The 25,163-nt window shown below is 68.8% G+C and carries 22 protein-coding genes and 1 pseudogene; 8 read left to right on the forward strand and 15 right to left on the reverse strand.

Going from position 1 to position 25,163, the window contains the following annotated elements:
- The first annotated feature begins 125 nt into the window (after positions 1-125).
- Positions 126-845, forward strand: coding sequence for an orotidine-5'-phosphate decarboxylase (gene pyrF / locus ABL312_RS18225; protein WP_349358823.1), 720 nt, complete (start codon positions 126-128; stop codon positions 843-845).
- A 53-nt stretch (positions 846-898) separates the two neighbouring features.
- Here the strand turns inward: pyrF and ABL312_RS18230 are convergent, their stop codons facing one another.
- From ABL312_RS18230 to ABL312_RS18240, 3 genes are all read right to left on the reverse strand, one after another.
- Entirely contained in the window at positions 899-2,122 is a 1,224-nt protein-coding gene (locus tag ABL312_RS18230) for an aminotransferase class V-fold PLP-dependent enzyme (RefSeq protein ID WP_349358824.1), read from the reverse strand.
- Between the two features lie 96 nt (positions 2,123-2,218).
- Complete coding sequence (locus tag ABL312_RS18235) at positions 2,219-3,400, reverse strand: FAD-binding oxidoreductase (RefSeq protein ID WP_349358825.1); 1,182 nt, start codon at positions 3,398-3,400, stop codon at positions 2,219-2,221.
- 106 nt (positions 3,401-3,506) lie between these two features.
- A complete protein-coding gene (locus tag ABL312_RS18240; protein WP_349358826.1) occupies positions 3,507-4,730 on the reverse strand; it encodes an acyl-CoA dehydrogenase in 1,224 nt (407 codons plus the stop codon).
- 232 nt (positions 4,731-4,962) lie between these two features.
- Between ABL312_RS18240 and ABL312_RS18245 the strand changes: the two genes are divergently transcribed.
- Complete coding sequence (locus ABL312_RS18245) at positions 4,963-5,910, forward strand: LysR substrate-binding domain-containing protein (RefSeq protein WP_349358827.1); 948 nt, start codon at positions 4,963-4,965, stop codon at positions 5,908-5,910.
- 254 nt (positions 5,911-6,164) lie between these two features.
- On the opposite strand, the gene ABL312_RS18250 is transcribed toward ABL312_RS18245, so the two are convergent.
- Complete coding sequence (locus tag ABL312_RS18250; protein WP_349358828.1) at positions 6,165-6,539, reverse strand: septal ring lytic transglycosylase RlpA family protein; 375 nt, start codon at positions 6,537-6,539, stop codon at positions 6,165-6,167.
- Positions 6,540-6,739: 200 nt separating this feature from the next.
- Between ABL312_RS18250 and ABL312_RS18255 the strand changes: the two genes are divergently transcribed.
- Positions 6,740-8,839 carry an EAL domain-containing protein gene (locus ABL312_RS18255; RefSeq protein ID WP_349358829.1) on the forward strand — a complete coding sequence of 700 codons (2,100 nt, stop codon included), beginning with the start codon at positions 6,740-6,742 and terminating at the stop codon, positions 8,837-8,839.
- Positions 8,840-8,879: 40 nt separating this feature from the next.
- Here ABL312_RS18255 and ABL312_RS18260 read toward each other — a convergent pair whose 3' ends face one another.
- The 6 genes from ABL312_RS18260 to ABL312_RS18285 all read right to left on the reverse strand — a co-directional run bounded on the left by ABL312_RS18260 (position 8,880) and on the right by ABL312_RS18285 (position 14,373).
- Positions 8,880-10,004, reverse strand: a complete 1,125-nt coding sequence (locus tag ABL312_RS18260) for a hypothetical protein (RefSeq protein ID WP_349358830.1) — start codon at positions 10,002-10,004, stop codon at positions 8,880-8,882.
- 99 nt (positions 10,005-10,103) lie between these two features.
- Positions 10,104-11,888, reverse strand: coding sequence for a sulfate permease (locus ABL312_RS18265; protein ID WP_349358831.1), 1,785 nt, complete (start codon positions 11,886-11,888; stop codon positions 10,104-10,106).
- A 162-nt stretch (positions 11,889-12,050) separates the two neighbouring features.
- Positions 12,051-12,479, reverse strand: a complete 429-nt coding sequence (locus ABL312_RS18270; protein WP_349358832.1) for a TIGR01244 family sulfur transferase — start codon at positions 12,477-12,479, stop codon at positions 12,051-12,053.
- Positions 12,480-12,526: 47 nt separating this feature from the next.
- Positions 12,527-13,420 (reverse strand): MBL fold metallo-hydrolase, encoded by an 894-nt coding sequence (locus ABL312_RS18275; RefSeq protein ID WP_349358833.1) that lies wholly within the window; start codon positions 13,418-13,420, stop codon positions 12,527-12,529.
- A 79-nt stretch (positions 13,421-13,499) separates the two neighbouring features.
- On the reverse strand, positions 13,500-13,940 hold the full coding sequence (locus ABL312_RS18280) for a DUF6691 family protein (RefSeq protein ID WP_349358834.1): 441 nt from the start codon (positions 13,938-13,940) through the stop codon (positions 13,500-13,502).
- 4 nt (positions 13,941-13,944) lie between these two features.
- A complete protein-coding gene (locus tag ABL312_RS18285) occupies positions 13,945-14,373 on the reverse strand; it encodes a YeeE/YedE family protein (protein ID WP_349358835.1) in 429 nt (142 codons plus the stop codon).
- Positions 14,374-14,544: 171 nt separating this feature from the next.
- Between ABL312_RS18285 and ABL312_RS18290 the strand changes: the two are divergent.
- Positions 14,545-14,832, forward strand: a pseudogene (locus ABL312_RS18290) (ArsR/SmtB family transcription factor); the annotation flags it as partial.
- 114 nt (positions 14,833-14,946) lie between these two features.
- Here ABL312_RS18290 and ABL312_RS18295 read toward each other — a convergent pair.
- A complete protein-coding gene (locus ABL312_RS18295; protein WP_349358836.1) occupies positions 14,947-17,007 on the reverse strand; it encodes a VTT domain-containing protein in 2,061 nt (686 codons plus the stop codon).
- Positions 17,008-17,172: 165 nt separating this feature from the next.
- Here ABL312_RS18295 and pap point away from each other — a divergent pair, with 165 nt between their 5' ends.
- A complete protein-coding gene (gene pap, locus ABL312_RS18300; protein ID WP_349358837.1) occupies positions 17,173-18,741 on the forward strand; it encodes a polyphosphate:AMP phosphotransferase in 1,569 nt (522 codons plus the stop codon).
- Positions 18,742-18,783: 42 nt separating this feature from the next.
- Here the strand turns inward: pap and ABL312_RS18305 are convergent, their stop codons facing one another.
- The 3 genes from ABL312_RS18305 to ABL312_RS18315 all read right to left on the reverse strand — a co-directional run bounded on the left by ABL312_RS18305 (position 18,784) and on the right by ABL312_RS18315 (position 20,716).
- Positions 18,784-19,371, reverse strand: a complete 588-nt coding sequence (locus tag ABL312_RS18305; RefSeq protein WP_349358838.1) for a zeta toxin family protein — start codon at positions 19,369-19,371, stop codon at positions 18,784-18,786.
- Positions 19,368-19,724: a hypothetical protein gene (locus ABL312_RS18310; RefSeq protein ID WP_349358839.1), complete on the reverse strand. Its 357-nt coding sequence runs from the start codon at positions 19,722-19,724 to the stop codon at positions 19,368-19,370. Before ABL312_RS18310 ends, ABL312_RS18305 begins: the two co-directional genes overlap by 4 nt.
- 119 nt (positions 19,725-19,843) lie before the next feature.
- Positions 19,844-20,716, reverse strand: a complete 873-nt coding sequence (locus ABL312_RS18315; protein ID WP_349358840.1) for a helix-turn-helix domain-containing protein — start codon at positions 20,714-20,716, stop codon at positions 19,844-19,846.
- Between the two features lie 134 nt (positions 20,717-20,850).
- Between ABL312_RS18315 and pobA the strand changes: the two genes are divergently transcribed.
- Complete coding sequence (gene pobA / locus ABL312_RS18320) at positions 20,851-22,044, forward strand: 4-hydroxybenzoate 3-monooxygenase (protein ID WP_349358841.1); 1,194 nt, start codon at positions 20,851-20,853, stop codon at positions 22,042-22,044.
- A 15-nt stretch (positions 22,045-22,059) separates the two neighbouring features.
- Here the strand turns inward: pobA and ABL312_RS18325 are convergent, their stop codons facing one another.
- Positions 22,060-22,737 (reverse strand): NAD(P)H-dependent oxidoreductase, encoded by a 678-nt coding sequence (locus ABL312_RS18325; protein ID WP_349358842.1) that lies wholly within the window; start codon positions 22,735-22,737, stop codon positions 22,060-22,062.
- Between the two features lie 96 nt (positions 22,738-22,833).
- Between ABL312_RS18325 and ABL312_RS18330 the strand changes: the two genes are divergently transcribed.
- Positions 22,834-23,730: a LysR family transcriptional regulator gene (locus tag ABL312_RS18330; RefSeq protein ID WP_349358843.1), complete on the forward strand. Its 897-nt coding sequence runs from the start codon at positions 22,834-22,836 to the stop codon at positions 23,728-23,730.
- Between the two features lie 71 nt (positions 23,731-23,801).
- On the forward strand, positions 23,802-25,091 hold the full coding sequence (locus tag ABL312_RS18335; protein WP_349358844.1) for an amidohydrolase family protein: 1,290 nt from the start codon (positions 23,802-23,804) through the stop codon (positions 25,089-25,091).
- The last annotated feature ends 72 nt before the right edge of the window (positions 25,092-25,163 follow it).

The raw sequence follows: 25,163 nt of genomic DNA on the forward strand, positions 1-25,163 counted from the left end.
AAACCGGGCACACCTCGCGTAAGAGAACGGGAGACGCCTTGCGCCCGCCTCGACCGTCCGGAGACCGATTTGCGATGACCGCCCCCGATCCTTTGCCCCAGTCTGCCTCGATGCAGACCGCCCCGATGCATCCGCGGTTTGCCCCGCGCACCGCCCGCGACCGGCTGATCGTCGGCCTCGACGTGCCGAGCGTCGACGAGGCCCGCGACATCGTGCGCCGGACGGAAGGCGCGGTCGGCACCTACAAGATCGGCATGCAGCTGCAGTTCGCCGGCGGGCTGGCCTTCGCCGAGGAGCTGGCCCGCGCCGGCCACAGCATCTTCCTCGACGTGAAGCTGCTGGACATCGACAACACGGTGATGAAGGCGGTGGAGAACATCGCGCGCATGGGCGTGCGCTTCGTCACCATCCACGCCTACCCCAAGGCGATGCGCGCCGCCGTTCAGGCGCTGGAGAACGTCGGTGGCGACCTCTGCCTGCTCGGCGTGACGGTGCTGACCTCGATGGACGAAAGCGATCTGCACGAGGCCGGCTATGCGGGCTCGGTGCCGGATCTGGTGCGCGCCCGCGCGGCGGATGCGCGCGCCGCCCGCATGGGTGGGATCGTGTGCTCGCCGCAGGAAGTCGGCGACCTGCGCGGCGTGCTCGGTCCCGATCTGGTGGCGGTGACGCCGGGCATCCGCCCCGCCGGTTCCGCCGCCGGCGACCAGAAGCGGATCATGACGCCGGCGGATGCGATCCGCCAGGGTGCCGACTATCTGGTGGTCGCGCGCCCCGTCGTCACCGCGCCCGACCCGCGCGCGGCGGCGCAAGCGATCGTCGCGGAGATCGAAGCGGCTCTTTGAGGCGCAGGCCGCACCGGGGCGCTTGCGTAACCGGGATGCGTCCCCGCTAGGCGTCAGCCGGCCGCCGCCGCCGGGACCGCCTGCGTCCTGCGCTCGGAGGCAAGCGCTGTCGCGAGATGCTCGGTCGCGGCCTGAACGCCGCCCGCCCCATGCGGGATGCCGAGCACCGACAGGCCCATCTCGACGCTTGCCAGCGCCCCGAGCACGGTCGGCGCGTTGACGTGTCCCATGTGGCCGATGCGGAAGCCGTGGCCGTGGATCTCGGCGATGGTCTCGCCGATGGTGACCCCGCAGGTCTCCAGACAGAAGCGGCGCAACCGCTCCGGATCGTGGTCGGGCATCAGCACCACGGTGACGGAATCCGCCCGTTCTTCCGGGCGTTCGATATTGAACGCGAGGGCTCCGGCTTGCGCCCAGACCGCGACCGCCGCGCGCACGGCTTCGGCCAGCAGCCGATGGCGGCGCTGCGCGGCCGCAAGTCCTTCGGCGAGCAGCAGATCGAGCGCGGCACGCAGGGCGAAGATCAGATGCTCGGGCGGCGTGCCGCAGTATTTCTGGTAATGCGCCGCGCCCATGCGGAACGTCCAGTCCCAGTAATGGGTGACGAGCCCGGCCGAGGCATGGGCGGCCATGGCGCGCGGGCCGGCGGCGACGAAGGACAGGCCCGGCGGCGTCATCAGGCCCTTCTGGGTGGCGCTGACGGAGAGATCGACGCCCCAGCCGTCCATCTCGAAGGGCACGCAGGCGAGCGAGGCGATGGTGTCGACCATGAAGAGGGCCGGATGACCGGCCGCGTCGAGTGCACGGCGCAGTGCGGGAATGTCGTTGAGCGCGCCTGAGGCGGTGTCGATCTGGACGACCAGAACGGCCTTGATTTCATGGGCGTCGTCGGCCGCCAGCCGCGCCTGAAGCGCGGCCGGGTCGACGGCGCGGCGCCAGTCGCCGGGAAGCAGCTCGACGTCGAGCCCCAGGCGCGCGCCCATCTCGCCCCAGCCGCGTGCGAAGCGGCCCGATTCCAGCACCAGAACCCGGTCGCCGCGCGACAGCGTGTTGGACAGCGCCGCCTCCCAGGCGCCATGGCCGTTGGCGGCATAGATGAAGGTCTCCCCGGCGGTGCCGAACAGCGTCTTCAGGTCGGCCAGACAGCGGTCGGTCATGTCGACCAACTCGCCCTGGCGGATGTCGATGGCCGGCCGGTGCATGGCCTGCAGAACGGCGTCGGGGACCGTCGTCGGTCCGGGGATCATCAGGACCTGGCGGCCATGGGCAAGCGTCACGGTATCCTCCCGCAAAGTGGGCTGGCGCGGCGGCCGGACGCGGCCCGCGCGAAACGTGGCGAAGGCCGCCCCCGGGCGGCGCATTCGTTCTGCAGTTTAAACGACGTTGCGTTCCGCGACAGGCCGATTTTCGGCGATGCGGGCCAGATGAAGCGGCGTGAGATCGAGCGTGCGGTAACGCTCGTGCACGATCAGCTCCGCGATCCCGCGCCCCGCCGCCGGTGCCTGCTGCAGCCCGTGGCCGGAAAAGCCCGCGCACAGGAAAAACCCCGGCACGCCGTCGACCGGACCGAGCAGCGCATTGTGGTCGAAGAGGTTCATGTCGTAATGCCCGGCCCAGGCGGCGCCCGGCTTGATCGCCTCAAAGGCCGGCACGCGATGGGCGATCGTCGGCCACAGATGCTCCTCGAAGAACGTGTGGTCGACCTCGAAGTCGTCCGTCTCCGGATCGTCGCTCTCCGGCGGGGCCGATCCGCACAGGAAGCCTGTGCCTTCGGGGCGCACGTAAGTGCCGGTCGGGTCGACCAGCAGCGGACAGCCCGCGACCGCCTCGCGGCAGTCGAAGGTGAAGATCATGCGCTTCTTGCTGACGACGGGAATGTCGACGCCGAGATCGGCGGCAAGGCGCGCGGCGCCGCTCGCGCCCGCGGCGTTGACGAGCCGGTCGCACAGCACCGTGTCGCCGTCGGCCAGCGTCAGCCGGAAGCCGTCGCCGTCGCGCGCGGCGGCCACCACCTCGCCGGCGCGATAGGGCACGTCGCGGGCCCGGGCGGCCTTGCGGAAGGCCTGCATCAGCCCGTAGCCGTCGAACCAGCCCTCGCCGCGCGCGCCCCAGCAACCGGCGGCCACGTCGTCGACGTTGAGCCAGGGAAAGCGCTCTTGCAGGCCGTCGGGCTCGAGGAAGACGATATCCGCGCCGAGCCGGGTCTGCAGGGCGTGGTTGGCCTCCAGAAGGTCGCGCCTGTCGGGCGTGGCGAGAAACAGGTAGCCGCCCTCGTGCAGGTCGATCGCGGGCCGGTCGTCGCCGACCGCGAGACGCGTGCCGATCTCGCGCAGGAAGTCGATGCCGTAGAGCGAGATCTCGATGTTGACGGCGGTGGAGAACTGCTGGCGGATCGAGGCGGCGGAGAGCGCCGAGGCGCAGCGGGCGTAGGAGGGGTCTTTCTCGATCACCAGGACCGATCCGTTGAAACCGGGGTCCATGGCGAGATGGCAGGCGATGGAGGAGCCCATCACGGCGCCGCCGACGATGGCGACGTCGACGCGGGTCTGGGTCATGGCTGTGATCTCGTTGGCAGGGCGAACATGCTGAGCGGAAACGAAAAACGCGGGCGAGGAATCGCCCGCGTCCAACGCTAGCACGAATTTTCGCGTCGTGCCGAGATCAGAAGAACGCCTGCAGGCCGGTCTGCGCGCGGCCGAGGATCAGCGCATGGATGTCATGCGTGCCCTCGTAGGTGTTGACGGTCTCCAGGTTCTGCGCGTGGCGCATCACGTGGTACTCTTCCTGGATGCCGTTGCCGCCGTGCATGTCGCGGGCCTGGCGGGCGATGTCCAGCGCCTTGCCGCAATTGTTGCGCTTGACGATGGACACCATCTCCGGCGCCGCGCGGCCCTCGTCGAACAGACGGCCGACGCGCAGGGAGGCCTGCAGGCCGAGCGAGATCTCCGTCTGCATGTCGGCGAGCTTCTTCTGGAAGAGCTGGGTCTGGGCGAGCGGCTTGTTGAACTGCTTGCGCTCCAGGCCGTAGTCGCGGGCGCGGTGCCAGCAGTCTTCCGCCGCGCCGAGCGCGCCCCAGGAGATGCCGTAGCGGGCCCGGTTGAGGCAGCCGAACGGACCCTTCAGGCCGGAGACGTTCGGCAGCAGCGCGTCCTCGCCGACCTCGACGTTGTCCATGACGATCTCGCCGGTGATGGAGGCGCGCAGGGAGAGCTTGCCGCCGACCTTCGGCGCGCTGAGGCCCTTCATGCCCTTTTCCAGCACGAAGCCGCGGATCGCGCCGTCATGGGCGTCGGACTTGGCCCAGACGACGAAGACATCGGCGATCGGCGAGTTGGAGATCCACATCTTGGATCCCTTGAGCCGGTAGCCGCCGTCGATCTTCTCGGCGCGGGTGCGCATGCCGGCGGGATCGGAGCCGGCGTCCGGTTCGGTCAGGCCGAAGCAGCCGACCCATTCGCCGGAGGCGAGCTTGGGCAGGTACTTCTTGCGCTGGGCCTCGTCGCCATAGGCGTAGATCGGATACATGACCAGCGACGTCTGCACCGAGTTCATCGAGCGGTAGCCCGAATCGACGCGCTCGATCTCGCGCGCCACCAGGCCGTAGGCCACATAGGAGGCGGCGGCGCAGCCGTAGTCTTCCGGCAGCGTCACGCCGATCAGGCCGAGCTCGCCCATCTCGTTGAAGATCTCGCGATCGGTGCGCTCGTTCGCATAGGCCGACAGGACGCGCGGCAGGAGCTTGTCCTGCGCATAGGCGCGGGCCGTCTCCATGATCAGGATCTCGTCCTCGTTCAGCTGGTCGCGCAGCAGGAACGGGTCGTCCCACATGAAGCTGCCGCCGCCGGTCGGATTGGATTTCGGCTGAAGAGCGGTGTTGGCGGTCATGGTCTTTCGTTTCCTCCACGGTCGCGCGGGCCGCACGGCACTCGCACAAGGGTCGGGGTGTCCCGGGACGGGTATCGGCACCGGCAATACGGGACGGTGCATGCGTGCACGCGGATCCGTTACAAGGCGGCGACCGCCCGGGCAGCAATTTCACGCCGCCGGAGTGTCTTGTCTGGGCAGGCGTTGCGAAAGTGATATTGTGTCCCGAGTTCATGAGTGAATGGAATAGGCTTTGAAACGCGGATTCGTTCCCCACGCCGACAGCCTGATCGCCTTCGAGTGCGCGGCCCGGCATGGCAGCTTCACCCGGGCGGCCGAGGAGCTGCATCTTACCCAGGGCGCGGTGTCGAAGCAGGTGCGCCATCTGGAGACCCGGCTCGGCGTCGAGCTGTTCAAGCGGGTGCGCCAGCGCATCGTGCTGACCGATGCCGGCCGGCTCTATCTGCACGACGTGCGCGGGGCGCTGGAAAGCCTCACGGCGGCGACGCGTCAGGTCATGTCCTTCGCCGGCAACGAGGACGTGCTCAATCTGGCGACCCTGCCCTCCTTCGGCACCCGGTGGCTGGCGCCGCGTCTGGCCCGTTTCGTGGCGGTGCATCCCACGGCGAGCCTCAATCTCGCGGTGCGCCTGCGCCCCTTCGATTTCGCCAAGGAGCCCTTCGACGCGGCGATCCACTACGGCGATCCGGTGTGGGCGGGGGCGATCGCCGAGCCGCTGTTTCGCGAGGACGTGATCGCCGTCGCCTCGCCCCGCTTTCGCGACCGCCACCGCATCGAGACGCCCGCCGATCTGGCGCCGCTGATGCGGCTGCACCAGTCGACCCGGCCGCTCGCGTGGCGGCAGTGGTTCGAATGCGCCGGCGTCGATACCGACCTTGCCTTCCAGGGGCCGCGCTTCGAGCAGTTCGTGATGATGGCCCAGGCGGCGGCGCATGATCTCGGCGCGGCGCTGGTGCCGCGGTTCTTCGTCGCCGAGGAACTGGACGAGGGACGCCTGGTGCAATTGTTCGACCACGTCCTGCGACTGCCCTCCGCCTATCATCTGGTGTTTCCCGAAAACCGAACCCTGCGCCCCATCGCCGGGGCGTTCCGCGACTGGCTGCACAGGGAGGTGGCACGCGAGAACGCCGACGAGGCGACCCCGGAGTTGATCCCGGACGCCGCGCCGTCCCGGGGGTGACCGGCGCCCGAGATCGACACCTGAGAGAGGCGCGGGCATTTCGGCTTTGCAGGCGCCGCGAATCCTGTTCGTATCGGTGTGTCTTCAGTCATGGAGATGCGGCGGTCCTGATCGCGGGGTTCCCCCCCTCCCTCCTCGCGATCAGGACCAACTTTCTTCCACGCGGCCCCTCAGGCCCGGGACCCCGATCCATTTCCTTCCGCCGAAACGGCCCGGATGGCCGACGCGTGCGACGCCCCGGCGGGCGGAGCGGGTCATCGACACGTCGCCGTGTCGCCCTGCGCCCCCTCCGGTTCGACGCGGACGCGGGTCACCCCCTGCCTCAGAAATCCGAGCTCGCGCGCCGCGCGCCGCGACACGTCGACGATCCGGCCCCGGACGAAGGGGCCGCGGTCGACCACCGTCAGCGCGATGCTTCGGCCATTGGCGAGGTTGGTGACGGTTATCCGCGTGCCGAAGGGCAGGCTCGGGTGGGCCGCGGTGAGGGCCTCCGGGTCGGCCTGGGTGCCGCTCGCGGTGAGGCCGCGCAGCTGATACCAGGAGGCCCTGCCACATTCCGCAGGGGATGCGGCGGCGTTTCCGGATATCGATACTGTCAAAAACACGGAAAGAGTCAGGTTGCGAATCACCGAATCACATCCTTATTTTCGATAGGTCATTTATAGCTTTTATTCACACGTGAACTTTCGATCTGCACAGGTTGTCTTCATGGGATTCCTTAGAGGCATTTTTAGGATGGTTGAGCGCATGCCTGCCGGGCGAGGGGCCGTTTCGGGCACTGAGGGTCCGGATTCTGGTTGGGGGGACTGGAGTTGGGCGAGGCACGACGATGACGGATCGTGAGGACGCGGATCCTCGGCGCACCGGCAGCGGGTCGCATGGCATCGAGGACGGCCTGCATGCCCGGGTGATCGCGGCGTCGCCCGATCCCATCTACTATTGCACGCCGGATTATGTCGTCCGCGAGGCGAATGCGCTCTATGCCGAAATCGGCGGGCACACGCGCGATCATGCCATTGGCCGCACCGTCGCGGATCTGGTGGGCCCTTCCGTCTTTCAGTATCGGCGCCCGCAGCTCGACAAGGCGTTGTCCGGTGTCGCGACGACGCTGCAGGCCGGCGTCGACGTGCCGGGCAAGGGGCGGCGTTACTACGATGTGACCTATCAGCCGGTCCGCGACACGAAGGGCACGGTCATCGGCGTCGCCGCCTTCGGGCGCGACGTCACGGAGCTCAAGCGCGCGGACGATGCGTTGCGCATGTACAAGAGCGTCATCTCGCAGATGGCCGATCGCATCTCCATCATCGACCGCGACTATCGCTACAAGATGACCAACGAGAGCAATGCGCGCTGGTATGGCGACGAACCGGAGCACTTCGTCGGGCGCCCGGTCGAGAGGCTCGTCGGCCAGCAGCGGTTCGAACGGGAGGTCAAACCCACCCTCGAGCGCTGTTTCGCCGGCGAAACGGTGGAGTATGATTTTGACACCACGGCGCCGGACGGTCGGGCCGTGATCATCGGGGCGCGGCTCGAGCCGTTCCGCAACGGGTCCGGTGCCATCGAGGGGGCGGTCGTCACCCTGCGTGACGTGACCGAAAACCGACGGCTCGCCGACCGGCTGGAAAAGCTGGCGCTGGCCGACGATCTCACCGGGCTCGCCAACCGCCGCGCCTTCGAGAAATGGCTCGACCTGCGCCTGACGAAGCTGGCCGAGGGCAATGTGACACTCAGCGGCTTCAGCGTGGTCTTCATCGATCTCGACGACTTCAAGATCGTCAACGACACGGCCGGCCACGGCGCGGGGGACCGCTTCCTGCAAAGCATCGCCGAGCGGCTGGCGTCCTTCGCGTCCGACACGGTGCATGTCGCGCGCATCGGCGGCGACGAGTTCGGCTTCGTGATCGACGGCGAGAACCGGGAGTACGCCCGCGCCCTGTGCGGCGGGATTCTCAAGGCGTTCGACCGCCATCATTTCGCCAGCGAGGGCATGACCTTCCGCAGCGGCGCGAGCCTCGGGCTCGCCACCGTGACCCGCGACATGGTGCGCGCGCAGGACGCCGACATCGGCAACGTCCTGCAATGGGCCGATCACGCCTGCATGCAGGCGAAGGCGGCGGGCGGCCGCCGGCTGGTGGAGCATCGGGCCCGGGACGGCATCACCGCGACCCGGCGCACCGAAGTGCATCATCTCACGCTGATCGAGCAGGCGCTCGCCGAACCGGGCCTCCTGTCGCTGCAACGCATGCCGGTGGTCGACGTGGAAACGCGCGCGCCGGTGATGCACGAGATCCTGCTGCGCCTCGCCATGCCGGACGGGACGCTCCAGGGCCCCTCGCTCATTCTGGCCACCGCCGAGCGTCACGGCCTGATGCGCGACGTCGACCGCTGGATGGTCGAGGCGGTGCTGGACCGTCTCGAGCGGCGCCCGCCGGAGTTGCCGGTCGCGATCAACCTGTCGCACGACGCGCTGGGCAGCGCCGCCTTCGTCGATCCGCTTCTGGAGCGGCTGCAGGCCGCCCCCGCGATTGCCGAAAAGCTCGTCGTCGAGGTGTCGGAAACCGCGATCACCCGCCTCACGGCCGCAAGCTGGACCTGTCTCGGCGATCTGCGCCGTCTCGGCTGCCGGGTGACGCTCGACGACTTCGGCAAGGGGTTTTCATCCTTCTCCCAGCTTCGGGAAAACGCCTTCGACATGATCAAGATCGACCGCGTTCTGACCTCCGGCATCGCCGGCGATCCGGTCAAGCGCGCGGCCGTCTCCGGCGTGGTCGGACTGGCCGAGGCGCTCGACCTGCCCACGGTGGCGGAATACATCGAGGACGCGGACGGCTTCGCGCCCCTCGCCGACCTCGGCGTGCGCTACGCCCAGGGGCATTATCTCGGCCGGCCGACGCCCTGGGCCGACACGGTGGGGCCCGATACGGTGTAGCCCGACACGGCGCGGCCCGAAACGGCGTGAGGCTGCGCGCTCAATCGGGGACCGTGGGGCGGGGCAGCGGGGCGCGCAGGTCCGGATCCTCGGGAAAGCGCTCCGCAATCGCGCGGTCGAGATCGGCCAGCCGCACCGCGTCGCCGACCGCGGCAAGCGCCGCCCGGCGCGCGCGCCACACCTGCTTGCGCCAGCGCTTGGGCAGGGCCCGCAAGGCGGGATCGGCGTCAAGCCCGGCCTGAAGCGCCGCGAGGCGGTCTGCCGCCTCTTGCGCCCGTCCGGCGGCGAGCAGGATCTCCCCGGCGAGCAGCGCATGGCCGGCATTGGCGCGCAGATGCGGGTCTTCGCTTGGATGGCCGGGCATCAGCCGGGTGAGATCGTCGGGGAGGTCTCCCTGCGCGAAGCGCCGCCCCGTATCGGCGAAGCGGACGAGATCCGCCCGTGTCTCGCGCGCGAGAAGGTCGCGGTCGGCGCAAAGGGCATCGAGGTTCCGGTCGAAGCGGGCGATCAGCTTGCGGATGACGTTCTGGCTGTAGAGATGGTCGTGGCTTGCGTGCGACGACCGCAATGTGAGCAGGCGGACGCGCGCCGGCAGGGTCGTGTCCATCAACGCTGCGGCGCCGGCGGCATCGACCGGGTCGAACAGGCCGAAGACGAGCGTGATCGGCGGTCCGGCCTCGGCGCGTCGCAAGGCGGCGGCCAGATCCGGTCCGCGAACGTGTCCGCGCATGTGCTGCGCGCTTTGCGTGCCGGGCGCGCCGAGTTCGAATTCGGGACCGAAGGCGTAGATCGCCCCGTCGCCGCGCCGCAGGCCGGTCAGCAGCGCGCCATAGGCCCCCTTGGAGGCGCCGTAATGGATGACACGCGCCGGGCGTGCCGCCTGCACCGCCGCGTCAATGGCTGCGTCGATTGCCTGTTCGCAGCCGATGTACCAGCCGGCATCCGGTGCGTTGAGAAACAGGCAGGCGTGGCGCGTGGCTGAAAACAGCCGCTCCAGACCGAAGCGCCCCGGCGCCACCCGGGCCTGCGAATAGACGACGACGAGGCACGGCCCGGCTGCTCTTTCTTGCGCCGACCCAGCGTCCGGGCCCGCCGGGCGAAACCGCCAGACGAGACCGGTGTCGGGATCGTGCCCCCGTTGTTCCTCTCGCTCCGGCTCTTGCATTCCTGTCCCGATGCCTGTTGCCACCGCAGATCAGAGATGCGCCAACGCCCGACCCGGCGCAAGGGCGCGGGCGGGTCGTTGCAATAAAGGCGGGGGCGATCAGATCTGCGGGCCGATCCAGAAGTTCGCTTCGGTCGCCTTGCGCGGCTTGCGGGCTTCCGCGATATGCGCGGTGGCGGGATCGAGCGCGGCGAACGCCTCGTATTGGGTGAGGAACACCCGCCCGCTCAGATGCGCCAGGAACTCCGTGCCCTCCAGCCGGTCCATCACCGGTCCCTTGACCTCGGACAGATGGAAGCTGACGCCGGAATCCGACAGGCGGCGGTTGATCTCCTCCAGGCTTTCCAGCGCCGAGGCGTCGATCTCGTTCACCGCCGTGCACATCAGAACGACGTGTTTCAGTGCGGGACGTTCGGCGACGAATTCCAGCAGCCGGTCTTCCAGATAGCGGCTGTTGGCGAAAAACAGGCTTTCGTCGACGCGCACCGACAGCACGCTGTCGCCGGTGATCACCTGGTGCCGATTGACGTTTCGGAAGTGCTCCGTGCCCGGCACGATGCCGACGATGGCCATGTGCGGGCGCGAGTTGCGATAGAGATAGAGCGCGACGGAGACGGCGACGCCCGTCACCACGCCGGTCTCGACGCCGAAGCCGAGCGTCACGAGGATCGTGCCGGCCATGGCCGCGAAATCGCTCTTGGAATAGGCCCAGACCTGGCCGAGCGCCTTGAAGTCGACCAGCGACAGCACGGCGACGATGATGGTCGCGGCCAGCGTGGCCTGCGGCAGATTGGCGAGCAGCGGCGTGAGGAACAGGGTCGCCAGCGCAATGCCGACGGCGGTGAAGGCCCCAGCGGCCGGCGTGCGCGCACCTGCGTCGAAATTCACCACCGACCGGGCGAAGCCGCCGGTCACCGGATAGCCGCCGGAGACGGCCGAGGCGATGTTGGCCGTGCCGAGCCCGATCAGCTCCTGGTCGGGCACGATGCGCTGGCGCTTCTTGGCCGCGAGCGTCTGGGCGACGGAGACCGATTCCACGAAGCCGATCACCGAGATCAGCAGCGCCGGCACGGCGAGCTGCGACCACAGGTCGAGGCTGACCGGCGGCAGCGTCGGCATCGGCAGGCCGGTGGGAATGTCGCCGACGAGGCGCACGCCCTTGTCGCCCAGCGAAAAGACCACCGCCGCGACGGTGGTGACCGCGACCGCCGCGACCGGGCCGGCCTTGGCGATCACATCGGCCATGCGCGGGCCGAGGCCGGCCTTGCGCATCAGCGGCTTCAGACCGCTGCGCACCCAGAACAGGAAGATCGTGGCGGGAACGCCGACGGCGAGCGTGTAGATATTGGTCTCGGGCAGCGCCGCGACCAGCGCGACCACCAGCTCGAACAGGTTGTGACCGCTGGCCGGCACGCCGAGCAGATGCTTGAGCTGGCTGGCGGCGATGATCAGACCCGAGGCCGTGATGAAGCCGGAAATCACCGGATGGCTCAGGAGATTGGCGAGAAACCCGAGGCGGAACACGCCCATCACCAGAAGCATCAGGCCGGACAGGAAGGCGAGCGCGATGGCCGCGCCGAGATACTCCGGCGTGCCCTGCTGCGCCAGTTCGCCGACCGCCGAGGCGGTCATCAGCGAGACCACGGCGACCGGCCCGACGGCCAGCGCCCGGCTGGTGCCGAACAGCGCATAGGCGACCAGCGGCAGGATCGAGGCATAAAGCCCGATCTCCGGCGGCAGGCCCGCGAGCAGCGCATAGGCCAGCGACTGCGGGATCAGCATGATCGTGACGATCAGCGCCGCGATCAGGTCGTCGGTCGCCGTGTCGCGCGTGTAGCTGCGGCCCCAGTCGAGAATGGGGAGGTAGGACGCGAGCTTCTTCATGGGGGCGTCTCGTCTTGATCGTTTGGCGGTGTCGCCTGGCGGTCGGGCGGTTCCGGAGGGTTCCGGACAAAAGGCACGAAGGTACCGTCCGGGCGGATCGCGGTCCGCCCGGTCGGGGTCGGTCGGGGGAAATGAAGCGTCGCCCGTTCCGCGGGCGCGCAACTATCCGGTTTCGGCGAGCCGGGCGAGAACCGGGCGCAGGCCGGAGAGGTCGTACCCGGCCTCGGCCGCCAGACGGATCACCTCGTCCGGATCGCGCTGCCCGGCCTGGGTCAGCGCCCACAGGTTGATGGAGCGCGTGCCCGTGCGGCAGAAGGCGAAGACCGGGCCTTGCGCCGCGTCGAGGATCTTGCGCAGGCCCTCGACGAGATCGGGGGCGATCCCCTCGCGGCCGATCGGCAGGCTGGCGTAGGAAAGCCCCGCCGCCTCCGCCGCCGCCGCGATCTCCGCGCCCGCCGGCTGGTCGAAGGCCTCGCCGTCGGGACGGTTGTTGACGATGGCGACGAAGCCCGCGTCGCGGATCGCCGCGACGTCCTCCGGCCGGATCTGGTAGGCGACGGTGATCGTGTCGTCGACCTTGGCGGTTTGCATGCCCGATTGTCCTCGCGTCGTTTGTCCTTCCGCGGTGTCCGCGGTCGTCAAAGTTCGTTGACCGGCACCTTGAGGAAGGTCTTGCCCTGATCGTCCTTGGGCGGCAGGCGCCCGGCGCGCATGTTGACCTGAATGGACGGGATGATCAATTTCGGCATGTCGAGCGTCGCGTCGCGCTCTGTGCGCATCTTGACGAATTCTTCCTCGGTGATCCCGTCGCGGGCGTGGATATTGTGCTGGCGTTCCTCCGCGACCGTGGTTTCCCAGCGGATCTCGCGGCCGTTCGGGCCGTAGTCGTGGCACATGAACAGGCGGAAACTGTCGGGCAGGGTCAGCACCTTGCGGATCGAGCGGTAGAGCTCGCCCGCGTCGCCGCCGGGAAAGTCCGCCCGCGCGGTGCCGCCGTCCGGCATGAACAGCGTGTCTCCGACGAAGACCGCATCGCCCATCACATGCGTCATGCAGGCCGGCGTGTGCCCCGGCGTATGCATGGCGAAACAGCTCATCTTGCCGACGGTGTAGGTGTCGCCGTCCTTGAACAGCCGGTCGAACTGCGACCCGTCGCGCTGGAATTCGGTGCCTTCGTTGAAGACCTTGCCGAAGGTGTCCTGCACGACGGTGATGTTCTCGCCGATGCCGATCTTGCCGCCGAGCTTCTCCTGGATGTAGGGCGCGGCGGAGAGATGATCGGCGTGCACATGGGTCTCGATCAGCCATTCCAGCTCAAGGCCATTGGCGCGGATGTGCTCGATGATCCTGTCGGCGGAGGCGAAGGAAATCCGGCCGGCCGCATAGTCGATGTCCATGACGCTGTCGACGACGGCGCAGGCGTTGGAGGCGGGGTCCTTCACCACGTAGGAGATGGTGTTGGTGGGTTCGTCGAAAAAGGCGGTGACGTCGGGCTTGGTCGCGACGTCGACCGGGTAGCAATGGGCACTCATCTCGATCGCTCCTTGGGTTTGCGTTGAGGGATCGTGTTGGACTTGGGGTGTGCGGCCGACCTGTTCGGCCGGCCGGCCGTCAGCTCGTTTGCGCGGCGGTGCGGGCGCGGGCGGTCTCGACGATCTTGGCGAGCCCCATGCCGACCACGAGCGCGGCGACGAAGATGACCGGCTCGGCGCGACCGAGCCCCAGCGCGGGGACGGCGCCGCCCGGACAGAAGCCGGACAGGCCCCAGCCGACGCCGAAGGTCGCCGCCCCGCCGATCAGGCGCAGGTCGAGATCCGTCTTGCTGGGCAGGGCGAAGCCGTTGGCGAGCAGCGGATGCGACTTGGCCAGGACGAGGCGGAAGCCGATGGCCGTGACCACCAGCGCGCCGCCCATCACGAAGGCGAGGCTCGGGTCCCAGGTGCCGAAGACGTCGAAGAAGTTGAGCACCTTCGCCGGATTGGCCATGCCCGAAACCAGGATGCCGATGCCGAAGACGATGCCGATGAGAAAGGAAACCGCGATCTTGGCCATGGGATCAGCCTCCGAAGACGTGGCGCACGAGATAGACGGTGACGCCCGTCGTCGCCATGAAGGTGAGGGTCGCGGCGATCGAGCGCGCGGAAAGCCGCGCCATGCCGCACACGCCGTGGCCCGACGTGCAGCCGCTGCCGTAGGAGACGCCGATGCCGGCGATCACGCCGCCGACGACCAGCATCGTGGTGGTCACCGGAACCTCGATCTGCGGCATCTGGCCGGTCGCCGCCAGCATCACGAGCGGGGCGGCGACCATGCCGGCGAGAAACGCCAGCCGCCAGCCCCAGTCGCCGTCGGTGATCGGCGGCAGCAGGTTGCCCAGCATGCCGGAGATACCGGCGATACGTCCGATCGCGGCCATCAGCGCGACCGAGGCGAGGCCGATGAGAAGTCCGCCGGCGGCGGACAGAACAGGTGTGAATTCGGTCATGTCTCCTCACGTTCCTCTTGTGAGAACGCCCCCTTGTGAACGGTGCCGCCGGGGATCCGGCCGACGTCCGGCGCAGCCCCGCCGGAAACGCCGGCAGGGACGGCCGGTGACGGTCGCCCCTGCGGTGAAACGCTCGTTGCAAATATATAAGGATATGCTAATTTAGCAAGTATGAATATTCAATATCTGGAAGATAACGCCGACCGCGCCGCGACGATGCTGGCCTCCATGGCCAATGCGCGGCGGCTGATGATGCTGTGTCATCTGGTCGACGGCGAGTGCAGCGTCGGCGCGCTGGCCGAGCACGTCGGCCTGAGCCAGTCGGCGCTCTCGCAGCATCTGGCGCGCATGCGCGCGCTCGGGCTGGTGGTGGCGCGCCGCGATGGCCAGACGGTCTATTACCGCCTGGCGAGCCGGGAGGTGATGGCGGTGCTGGAGACGCTGCACGCGCTTTACTGCCCGCCGCAGACGGGCAAGGGGGCTGGAAAGGGTGCCGCAAAGGCGGTTACATCGCCCGCTCCGGCGGAGAGCGCCGGGCCGGACACGCCCTCCGCGCCGGAAGAGGCCGAGGCGTCAGAGACCCTTGTCGAGGTCCGTCCCGCCTAGCACCACCTGGGTCCCGTCCTGGCGCTGGCGCGTCAGCGTGCCGGGCAGGCCGGGCAGCGGGTTTTCCTCTGCCTGCGGCAGGTCCCGATCGGCGCGCGGCGTCGACAGTTCGTTGAGCGGGCGCAGGATCCGCTCGTGGATGAGCGAGCCCACATGGACGGGTACGGTTCTGCCCGTCTCCGTTTCCACCCGAAAATGCGTCGGCCACAGCCGCAGCACCCAGCGCCCGTCGGGCGGCGTGTCGTCGTCGGGCGTGTCCTCGGCCCCGGTCGCCGACGGATGGGCGGTGTCGCGGCGGATCAGCACGAGTTCGGCGGCGCGGCCGTTCTGGATGCGCGGCAGGGCGGGCAGGTCCTCCGGCGCCGTCTGTCCGGCCAGAAAGCCGGCGAAGGTGGCGAGCGACCAGGCGGGCGCGCGCTGATAGCCGAGCGGGGCGAGCGCGTCGGCGAGCGCCTGCGGATCGCCCGCCCACTGGACGATCAGCGGCTCTTCCCGCTCGCCGTTCAGCTCGATGCGATGGCGCGGCAGGTCGCGCCAGCCGCGCGCCAGCCACTCCGCCTGCGACAGCGTCACCGTCGGCGCGACGGGCCGGTAGAGCGCAAGGCCTGCGTCGAAGTTGCGCGTCACATGGGCGCCGCCGACCACGATGACGGTCACGCTCGTCAGCGCGGCGAGCGCCCAGCGGCCGACCTTCTCGTTGTGGATCGAACCGAAGACGAAGGCGAAGGCGGCGACCATCGCCGTGCCGAAGGCAAGCCCGCCGATGACGTCGCTCATCCAGTGCGCGCCGAGATAGACGCGGGAAAAGCCGATGGCGCCGACCAGCGTGACGGTCACCGAAAAGACCGACGCCTTGACCAGCGGCGAGCGGTCGTGCGCCACCAGCACGGCGATGATGCCGTAGAGCACGGTGTTGAGCGTTGCGTGCCCGCTGGGGAAGGAGAGCGCGTCGGCGCCGGTGTAGATGTCGATCGGCCTTGCGCGATCCATCAACAGCTTGAACAGCGGCACGAAGAGCGCGGTGCCGGCGATGGCGATCAGGAAGCCGGTCGCCCGCCGCCACGCCCGGCGCATGAAGAGATAGGCCACGGTGACGCTCGCCACCACGGTGGTGACGATGCCGTCGCCGAGCATGGTGACGAAGGTCATCAGCTCGTCGCCCGTCGGCGTGCGCAGGCTCAGGAACAGGTTGCGCATCGCCGTGTCGGCGCGTTGCAGGCCGTTGTCGGGCGAGATCGCGGCCGCGAGACCGACGAACAAAGGCACGGTGACGAGCAGCAGCGTGGCGGAGACCAGCATGCCGGCCGAGCGGGGGTGCTCGGGATCGAGCATGCGGGCGAACCAGCGGGCCGCGCGGGAGGGGCGGGCCTCCAGCCAGCGCACGATGCGGGTGCGCCGTCCGGCATAGAGCGGCAGGACGATCAGGATCAGCCAGCGCGCCAGCATCACCGCGACGAAGAGCACCACCAGGAAGATGCCGAGCACGGTGGCGAGCCGTCCGCTGATCTCGCCGAGCGCGCCGAAGGCCGTGCCCGCCACATAGCCCGGCCCCAGATGGACGATGGTCCAGGCGATGGCCGAGGTCACGTTGATCACCGTGAAGCGGGTGACATTCATGCCGACCATGCCGGCGATGCCGGGCACGATGGCCTTCACGCCGGGCACGAAGCGGCCGATGAACACGCTCTTGCCGCCGTGGCGCAGAAAGTAGGCCTCGCCGCGCTCCACCAGCACCCGGTAGCGGTTGAACGGCCAGACCGACTTGATCCGGTCCTTGTAATAGGCGCCGATCCAGTAGGAGATCGCGTCGCCGGCGATCGCGCCGAGCGTGGTCCACAGGAAGATCGGCCAGGGGTCGAGCTTGCCGAGGCCGACCAGCGTGCCGGCGCCCACCAGCACGACGGTGGAGGGCACCACCATGCCGATCAGGAACAGCGCCTCGCCCATCGCGATGAGGAACACGACGGCATTGGCGAGGGTGGGGTTCTCGCCGATGAAGGCAACGAGCTGGTTGAGGAGGTCTGTCACGGGTCGCGGCTCGGGATCACTGAAGACGCGCGGCAGACGGGACCGCCCCCGCGCGATACGCAGGCGCGGGCCCGGGAGGCGCGCGCGTGTTACATGTACGCGCTCCGCAAGCCCGCGCCAATCCTCGCGATCCGGGAAAATCCGCCCGCGTCGGGAGCGGTCCCGATGGCGCTTGATGTCCCGGCGTTGCGCGTGCTGCGCAAACGCGCCACCCTGTCGTTTCGCCATGTCGTGTGTTCGCACAAGCCAGGAGGCGCTCCGCCCGTGTTTCAGTCGGCCGCATTGCCCGTGACCCTGTCGAAAGAGGATTTCAAGAAGCTGGAGCCGGCCCTGCGCACCGAGCTGCTCGCCGCGCAGCAGAAGATGATCGCCGGCGAGGCGGCGGCGCTGCTCATCGTGATCGCCGGCGTCGACGGCGCGGGCAAGAACGAGGCCATCGCCCGGCTGCTCGAATGGCTCGATGTGCGCCATCTGGCCTGCAACGCCTATGACGCGCCGAGCGAGGAGGAGCGCCACCGCCCGGAGCTGTGGCGCTACTGGCGCGACCTGCCGGCGCGTGGCCAGACCTCGATCGTGGTGTCCTCCTGGTACAATGCCCCCTTGCGCGACCGGGTGCTCGGCGAGATCGACGAGACGACCTTCCAGACGCGCCTCGCCCGCATCAACAGCTTCGAGCAGATGCTGTCGAACGAGGGCGTCCTGGTGCTGAAATTCTGGTTCGCGCTCCGCCCGGAGGTCCAGAAGGAACGCCTCGCGGCGCTCACCAGGAAGAAGAAGCGCGCCCGGCGCATTCTCGCCGAATGGACCGACATCGAGCGTTCCGCCACCGCCCAGGCGATCTTCGAGGAAGCGGCGGTGACCACCTCCACGCCGGCCGCGCCCTGGCTGGTGATTCCCTCGGAGGACACGGAGGCGCGCGATCTCGCCTTCGGCCGGGCCATCGAGATCGCGCTGTCGCGGCGTCTGGCGCGCGCTCAGCAGGCCTCCGAGACAAGGCCGCCGGCGGTCCAGCGGCTCACGCGCCGCAGCGCGGTCGAGGCGATCGATCTGTCGAAGCGCCTGTCGAAGTCCGACTATCGCGAGGAGCTGGAGCACTGGCAGGCGGAATTCGCGCATCTGACCGACAAGAAGGCGTTTCGCGATCTGTCGCTCGTTGCGGTCTTCGAGGGCAACGACGCGGCCGGAAAGGGCGGGGCGATCCGCCGGATGGTGCGCCCGCTCGATCCGCGCCGCTACCGGGTCCACCGCATCGGCGCGCCGAGCGACGAGGAAAAGGCCCGGCCCTATCTCTGGCGCTTCTGGCGCCGGCTGCCGCGTCGCGGCCACACGGCCGTCTTCGACCGCTCCTGGTACGGCCGGGTGCTGGTGGAACGCGTGGAGGGCTTCTGCTCCGAGGCCGACTGGCTGCGCGCCTACAACGAGATCAACGAATTCGAGGCGGAGCTGGGCGAGGCCGACACGCTGGTGGTCAAATTCTGGCTGGCGACCAGCAAGGAAGAGCAGCTCGCCCGCTTCAAGGCGCGCGAGGAAACGCCCTACAAGCAGTTCAAGATCACCGACGAGGACTGGCGCAACCGGCTGAAGTGGGACGACTACGCCATGGCCGCCGGCGACATGATCGACCGCACGTCGACCCATTACGCGCCGTGGGAGCTGATCTCGGCGGAAGACAAGCGCCACGCCCGGGTGCAGGTGCTCAAGCGCATGTGCAAGCGGCTGAAGGCGGCGCTCTGAGGCCCGCGCGAACGCCCGCGTGTTGCTTTCGGACCGAGGTGCTCAGATCACCAGATCGGCGGCATAGGCCGTGAGGATCCACGTCGGCAGGTGCGGCGCGGCCTCGATCAGGCGCCCCTCGGCGAAGACCAGCATCCGCTGCGGCGGAACGTTGAGACGTGAATTGTCGAAGACCATGCCTCTGTCGGCCCGAAGCACGGCCTCGCGGATCAGCGGCAGGCCGCGCGCGTAGCGCGCCCGGACCTTGTCCTCGGGGACATCGTGGCCGCCCTCCTCGGTGCGACCCTTCACCCGGAAGACGGACAGGTCAGGACTCTCGACTCCCACATGCAGGACGATGACGAGATAGTCCCGTTCCCGGGCCGTTTCGATGATGTGGAGTTTGGAGGGGTGCGAGAAGACGGTTTCGGTCGCAAAGCTCCGCCGTGCCTCCAGCAGCGCGCCGCGCCGCTCTTCCGCGATCCGCGCGGCCTCGTAGGATGCCTGCATCGACGGGTCGCGCAACTCGTCGCGCTGGATGATGTCCGCATTGATGAAAGGACCCGCGAAGCTGGGCGCGACGCGGGTCTGGTAAAGGGTCGACTTTCCGGCGCCGTTCGGTCCGGCCAGCAGAACGAGGCTTGGCCTCATTCGGCCGGGTCCGCCCTGGCGTGGACGAGATTGCCGCCGGCATCGAGCCCGACGCCCCGGCCGAGCGCCTGTCGCCGGGCGAAGAAACGCGTTTCCTCTTGCGAAGGCGCGCTCATCTTCTCGGTGAAGGCGTCGAGCCAGGCGATTTCCTCCTCGTCCGCCAGATGAACCGTATCGAGCTTCCCTTCGAGGGCGGCGGTGATGCGGGCATGGTCGAAGCGGCCGGAGTGCTCGATCGCCCGGCCGAGTTTTAGCCAATGGGTGATCTGGCCGGCGACCGACCGGCTGTGGAGATCGGCCTCGCGACGGACCAGCGCCATGATGTCATCGGCAAGTTTCACGGATTGCGCCATGGGAGCCTCCTGCGTCAGGGGTGCACAAAGGTAGCAAATTGCCACCTCTTGATCAAGGTTGCTCCGTGTCCTCCGCCGCCGACGGACGCGGGTCGGTTCCGGCGTGGAAGCGCCGGCGCTCACTCCGCCTTGTCGGTGAACCCCTTGCGGAAGGCGCGGGGCGACAGGCCCGTTTCGGCGGAAAACACGCGACTGAAATGCGCCGGATCGGAAAAGCCGAGGCGATAGGCGATCTCGGCGACGGCGATCTGGGTGTAGGCGAGCAGCCGGCGCGCCTCCAGCATCTGCCGCGCGCGCAGCAGCGCGGAGGCCGGCTTGCCGGCCTCGCGCCGGCACACGCGCGACAGATGCGGGGCGCTCACCGCGAGCGCGTCGGCATAGTCCGACACCGACCTCAGGTCGCCCCGCCGTGTGTCGAGCAGATCGAGAAAGCGGCCGTAGAGCCGGTTTTCCGGCGCGGCGGCGACATCCGCCGCGCCGGTCGTCGGGCTGAGTTCGCGCAAGAGCCAGACGAGGATCAGCGTCAGCCGCGCCCGAAGCGCCTCGCCGCGCAGCCGCGCGTGGCCCGCGTGTTCGGCGGCGAGCGCCTCCAGGTCCGGGGGCGGCGTGTCCACGCCCACCAGATGCGGCACCGCCAGCCGCCGTCCCGGGTCGAGCGCGGCGCGGATCGGCTCGAACACCGTGTCGGGCAGCGTGATCACCCAGCCCTCGGTACCGGGCCGAAAGCGGAAGCCGTGCACCGTCCCGGCCGGCAGGGAGATCAGCATGCGCGCGCGCAAGGCGCGCTCCTCCTCGCCCAGACGCATCACGCCGCCGCCGTCGACGATCCAGAAGAGCTGATGCAGGGCCGGGTGGCGATGCGCCGAGATGCGCCAGCGGCGGGGGCCGCTGCGCTCCACCAGACGTTCGATATGGACCAGATCGGGAAAACCCGCACGCGCCGGTTCGCCATACAATCCGTAATCGGGGGCAAGGGGCGATGTTCGATTCATGCAAGTATTAGATCGAAACGTCCCTTCCCTTGTCCAGCGGGTCTTTCCACACTCCGGTGCGAAATCGACCGGCCGCGCGCCGTCCGGCGGGGTCTCCTGCGCCCCGACAAGATCAACAAATGGAGAAACGCCCGATGTCCGCTCCCATGCCTTGCCCCGCGAAGACGCAGGTTCTGATCGTCGGCGGGGGCCCCTCCGGCCTGCTGCTGTCGCAGCTCCTGCACCGCGCCGGTATCGACACGGTGGTGCTGGAACGGCGCAGCCGCGACTATGTGCTGTCGCGCATTCGCGCCGGCGTCCTCGAACAGGGGATGGTCGACCTGCTGCGCCGGGCGGGCGCGGCGGAGCGCATGGACCGCGAGGGGCTGGTGCACGACGGGGTCGAGATCGCCTTCGAGGAGGACCGGCTGCGCCTCGATCTCGCCGATCTCACCGGCGGCAAGACGGTGATGGTCTACGGCCAGACCGAGGTGACGGCGGATCTCTATGCCGCGCGCGACGCGATGGGGGGCGTGATCGTGCATGAGGCGGAGAACGTCGCCCTGCACGACGTGGACGGCGACGCGCCCTATGCCACCTTCGAGAAGAACGGCGAGACGCACCGAATCGCCTGCGATTTCATCGCCGGCTGCGACGGGTTTCACGGCGTGGCCCGCCAGACGATCCCCGCCGATGTGCTCAAGACCTTCGAGCTGGTCTATCCCTTCGGCTGGCTCGGCATTCTCGCCGACGTGCCGCCGGTCAACGACGAGCTGATCTACGCCTGTCACGACAAGGGTTTCGCGCTGTGTTCCATGCGCTCGCAGACCCGCAGCCGCTATTACATCCAGTGTTCGCTGGAGGAAAAGGTCGAGGACTGGTCGGACGACCGTTTCTGGGAGGCGCTGGCCGCGCATCTGCCGGCCGATGTGGCGGGAAAGCTGGTCACCGGTCCGTCGATCGAGAAGAGCATCGCGCCCTTGCGCTCCTTCGTCACCGAGCCGATGCGCCACGGCCGGCTGTTCCTGGCCGGCGATGCCGCCCACATCGTGCCGCCGACCGGCGCCAAGGGGCTGAACCTCGCGGCCTCCGACATCCATTACCTTTCGACCGGTCTGATCGACCACTATCGGGGCGACAGCACGGGGCTCGAGACCTATTCGCAGCGCGCGCTGGCGCGGGTGTGGAAGGCGGAGCGCTTCTCCTGGTGGATGACCACCTTCCTGCACCGCTTTCCCGAAAAGGGCGCCTTCGGCGCCCGCATGCAGCGCGCGGAGTTCGACTATCTGAAGTCCTCGCGCGCCGCGCAGGCGTCTCTGGCCGAGAATTACGTCGGCCTGCCCTACTGACCTGTAACCGGTCGATCATGCGGCGTCCGTCGCCGACCCGACGGTTGTCCGGGATCCCGCCAGCCGCGCCGCCAGCGCGGCCGTCTCTTCCCGTGCCGCGCGCACCGAGGCGTCGTGCCGCGCGTCGCGAAACTCCTGATACTCGATCCGCACGGCATGCAGGTCGCGCACGCCCAGATAGCCGTTCACGGCCCGCAGATGCGGGATCAGGTGGTCCAGGTGGTCGCGCGGGCCGCCCGGATCGAAGCCGAACTCGCCGGCGGATGTGAGCGCCACCATCTCCTTGTCGCGAAGAACCGGCTCGATGGGAAAATCGCCGCGCGCCAGATCGAAGGAAAAGGTTCGGCCGATCCGCACCACATTGTCGACCCAGGCCTTCAGGGCCGAGGGCATGCCGCAATTGTACATCGGCACGGTCACGACAAGCAGATCGGCGGCGACCAGCTCGTCGACCAGCGCGTCGGAGACGGCGAGCGCCTCCCGCTGCGCCGGCGTGCGCGCGTCCGCGCCGGTGAAGGCGGCCGCGATCCACTCCTCCGTCACATGCGGCGGTGGTTGATCGGCGAGATCCCGGTGCATCCAGGTGTCGGCAGGGCGCAGGCGGCGCCATTCGGCCTCGAAGAGATCGCCCAGCTCCCGGGTCAGGGAGCGGGATCGCCGGGCGCTCGCATCAATGCGCAGAAGTCTTGTCATTGGCATGTCTCCAGAGTATGAAATCCACATCAAACTATTGATTAAATTATAATATTCAAACGATCTGATCACCTCTTGAGATGAGGAGAATTCATCGTGTCGTCCCATCGCCTCTCGCTTGCTGCAATCCGGGTCTTCGAGGCCGCGGCGCGGCTCGGCAGCTTTCGCGCGGCGGCTGACGAGCTTGGCCTGACGCCGACGGCCGTTTCGCATCGCATCCGCAATCTGGAGGCCGGTCTGGGGCTTCCCCTGTTTCGCCGGTCGCATCGCAAGGTCGACCTGACGGCCGCCGGCGCGGACCTGTTCGAGGCGGCGCGCACCGCGGTTGCCGTCATCGACGCGGCGGCGGACCGGCTGGTGTCGGCGGAGCGCGGGGTCACCCTGGCGACGACCCCGGCCTTCGCCGCGCTTTGGCTGGCGCCGCGCCTGTCCGCCTTTCAGGCGGCTTTCCCGGACGTGGCCCTGCGGGTCGAATCCGCCCATGCGCCGGTCGACCTGGAGCGCACCCGTGGCGTCGATCTTGCCGTGCGCTATCGCCCCCGCTCCGCGACAGACGGCCGGCTTCTGGCGCGCGAGAGCTTCGCGGCCTTCGCCGCGCCCGCGCTGGCCCGGCCGACAGCCGGGGGCGCTGCGGTGGGCGCCGCCCTGCTTGCTTGCCGCTGGCACACGCCCGCGCTGCCGGAGCTCCCGCTCGCCGTCTTCGAGACCGCGCTCGGCGCGCGGGTTCGCGAGCGCGTGATCTTCGACGACGAGCATCACGCGGCGCTCGCGGCGGTGTCCGGCAAGGGCATCGCCGTGCTCTCAGACGTGCTGGCCGGACATCTTGTGACCGCCTCGCTGCTGCAGGAAGTCGATCTCCGCCCGCGGGCCGACGGTCATTGCTACCGTCTCCTTGAGGCACCCCACGCGCGCACGCGGCGCGAGGTGACGCGTGTCACGGAGTGGCTGCTCGACGAAACCGCCGGTTTTCGCGCCCCGCAACCGGGCGCTTGAATCGGGTGCGGTTGCGACCGAAACTGCCCCGGCGTGTACCCTTTCCTCTCCCGATTCCCGGAAAACCTGCCATGACCGTCGATCTTCTCGTCACCAACGCGACCCTGCCCGACGGGCGGGCCGGCGTGGACATCGCCTGCCGGGACGGGCGCATCCTTGCCGTCGAGCCGGGCATCGCGGCGGAAGCGGGGCGGGTGATCGATGCGGCGGGGCGGCTTGTCTCGCCGCCCTTCGTCGACAGTCATTTTCATCTCGACGCGACGCTGTCCCTCGGCCTGCCGCGCATGAACGAGAGCGGCACGCTGCTCGAGGGGATCGCGCTGTGGGGCGAGTTGAAGCCGCTTCTCACGGTCGAGGCGGTGATGGAGCGCGCGTTGCGCTACTGCGACCTCGCGGTGTCGCAGGGGCTGCTCGCGATCCGCTCGCATGTCGATGTCTGCGACGACCGGCTCACCGGCGTCGAGGCGCTGCTTGAGGTGAAGAAGCGGGTCGCGCCCTATCTCGACCTCCAGCTCGTCGCCTTCCCGCAGGACGGGCTCTACCGCTCGCCGACGGCGGAAGCGAACCTGCTGCGCGCGCTCGACATGGGCGTCGAGGTGGTCGGCGGCATTCCCCATTTCGAGCGCACGATGGCCGACGGCGCCCGCTCGGTGCGCGCGCTGTGCGAGATCGCGGCGGCGCGCGGCCTCAGGGTCGATCTGCATTGCGACGAGAGCGACGATCCCCTGTCGCGCCATATCGAGACGCTGGCCTTCGAGACGCAGCGCCTCGGGCTGCAGGGTCGTGTCGCCGGCTCGCATCTCACCTCCATGCATTCCATGGACAATTACTACGTCTCCAAGCTCCTGCCGCTGATCGCCGAGGCCGGTGTGCATGCGATCGCCAATCCGCTCATCAACATCACGCTGCAGGGCCGGCACGACAGCTATCCGAAGCGCCGCGGCCAGACGCGTGTGCCGGAGATGCGGGCGCAGGGGATCACGGTCGCCTTCGGCCACGACTGCGTGATGGATCCCTGGTATTCGATGGGGTCCGGCGACATGCTGGAGGTCGCCTCCATGGGATTGCATGTCGCCCAGATGATGAGCCGGGGCGCGATGCGCGACGCGTTCGCCTGCGTCACCACCCATCCCGCGACCATTCTCGGGCTGGAGGGATATGGGCTGGCGCCTGGCTGCAACGCCGATTTCGTGCTGTTGCAGGCCGCCGATCCGATCGAGGCGATCCGCCTGCGCGCCCGCCGTCTCGCGGTGGTGCGGCGCGGCCGCGTGATTGCCGAAAGCGATCCGGTCCTCACGCGCCTAGACCTGCCGGATCGGCCGTCGACGCTCGATCCGGCCGACTATGCGCCTGCGGGCTGACGCCCGACCGCGGCTGGACGTCAGCCGCTTGGCGCGCCGGCAAATCTGGTCCATAAGACGCGCGACCGGCGA

Source organism: Stappia sp., assembly GCF_040110915.1.
In the GTDB taxonomy this organism is placed as follows: domain Bacteria; phylum Pseudomonadota; class Alphaproteobacteria; order Rhizobiales; family Stappiaceae; genus Stappia.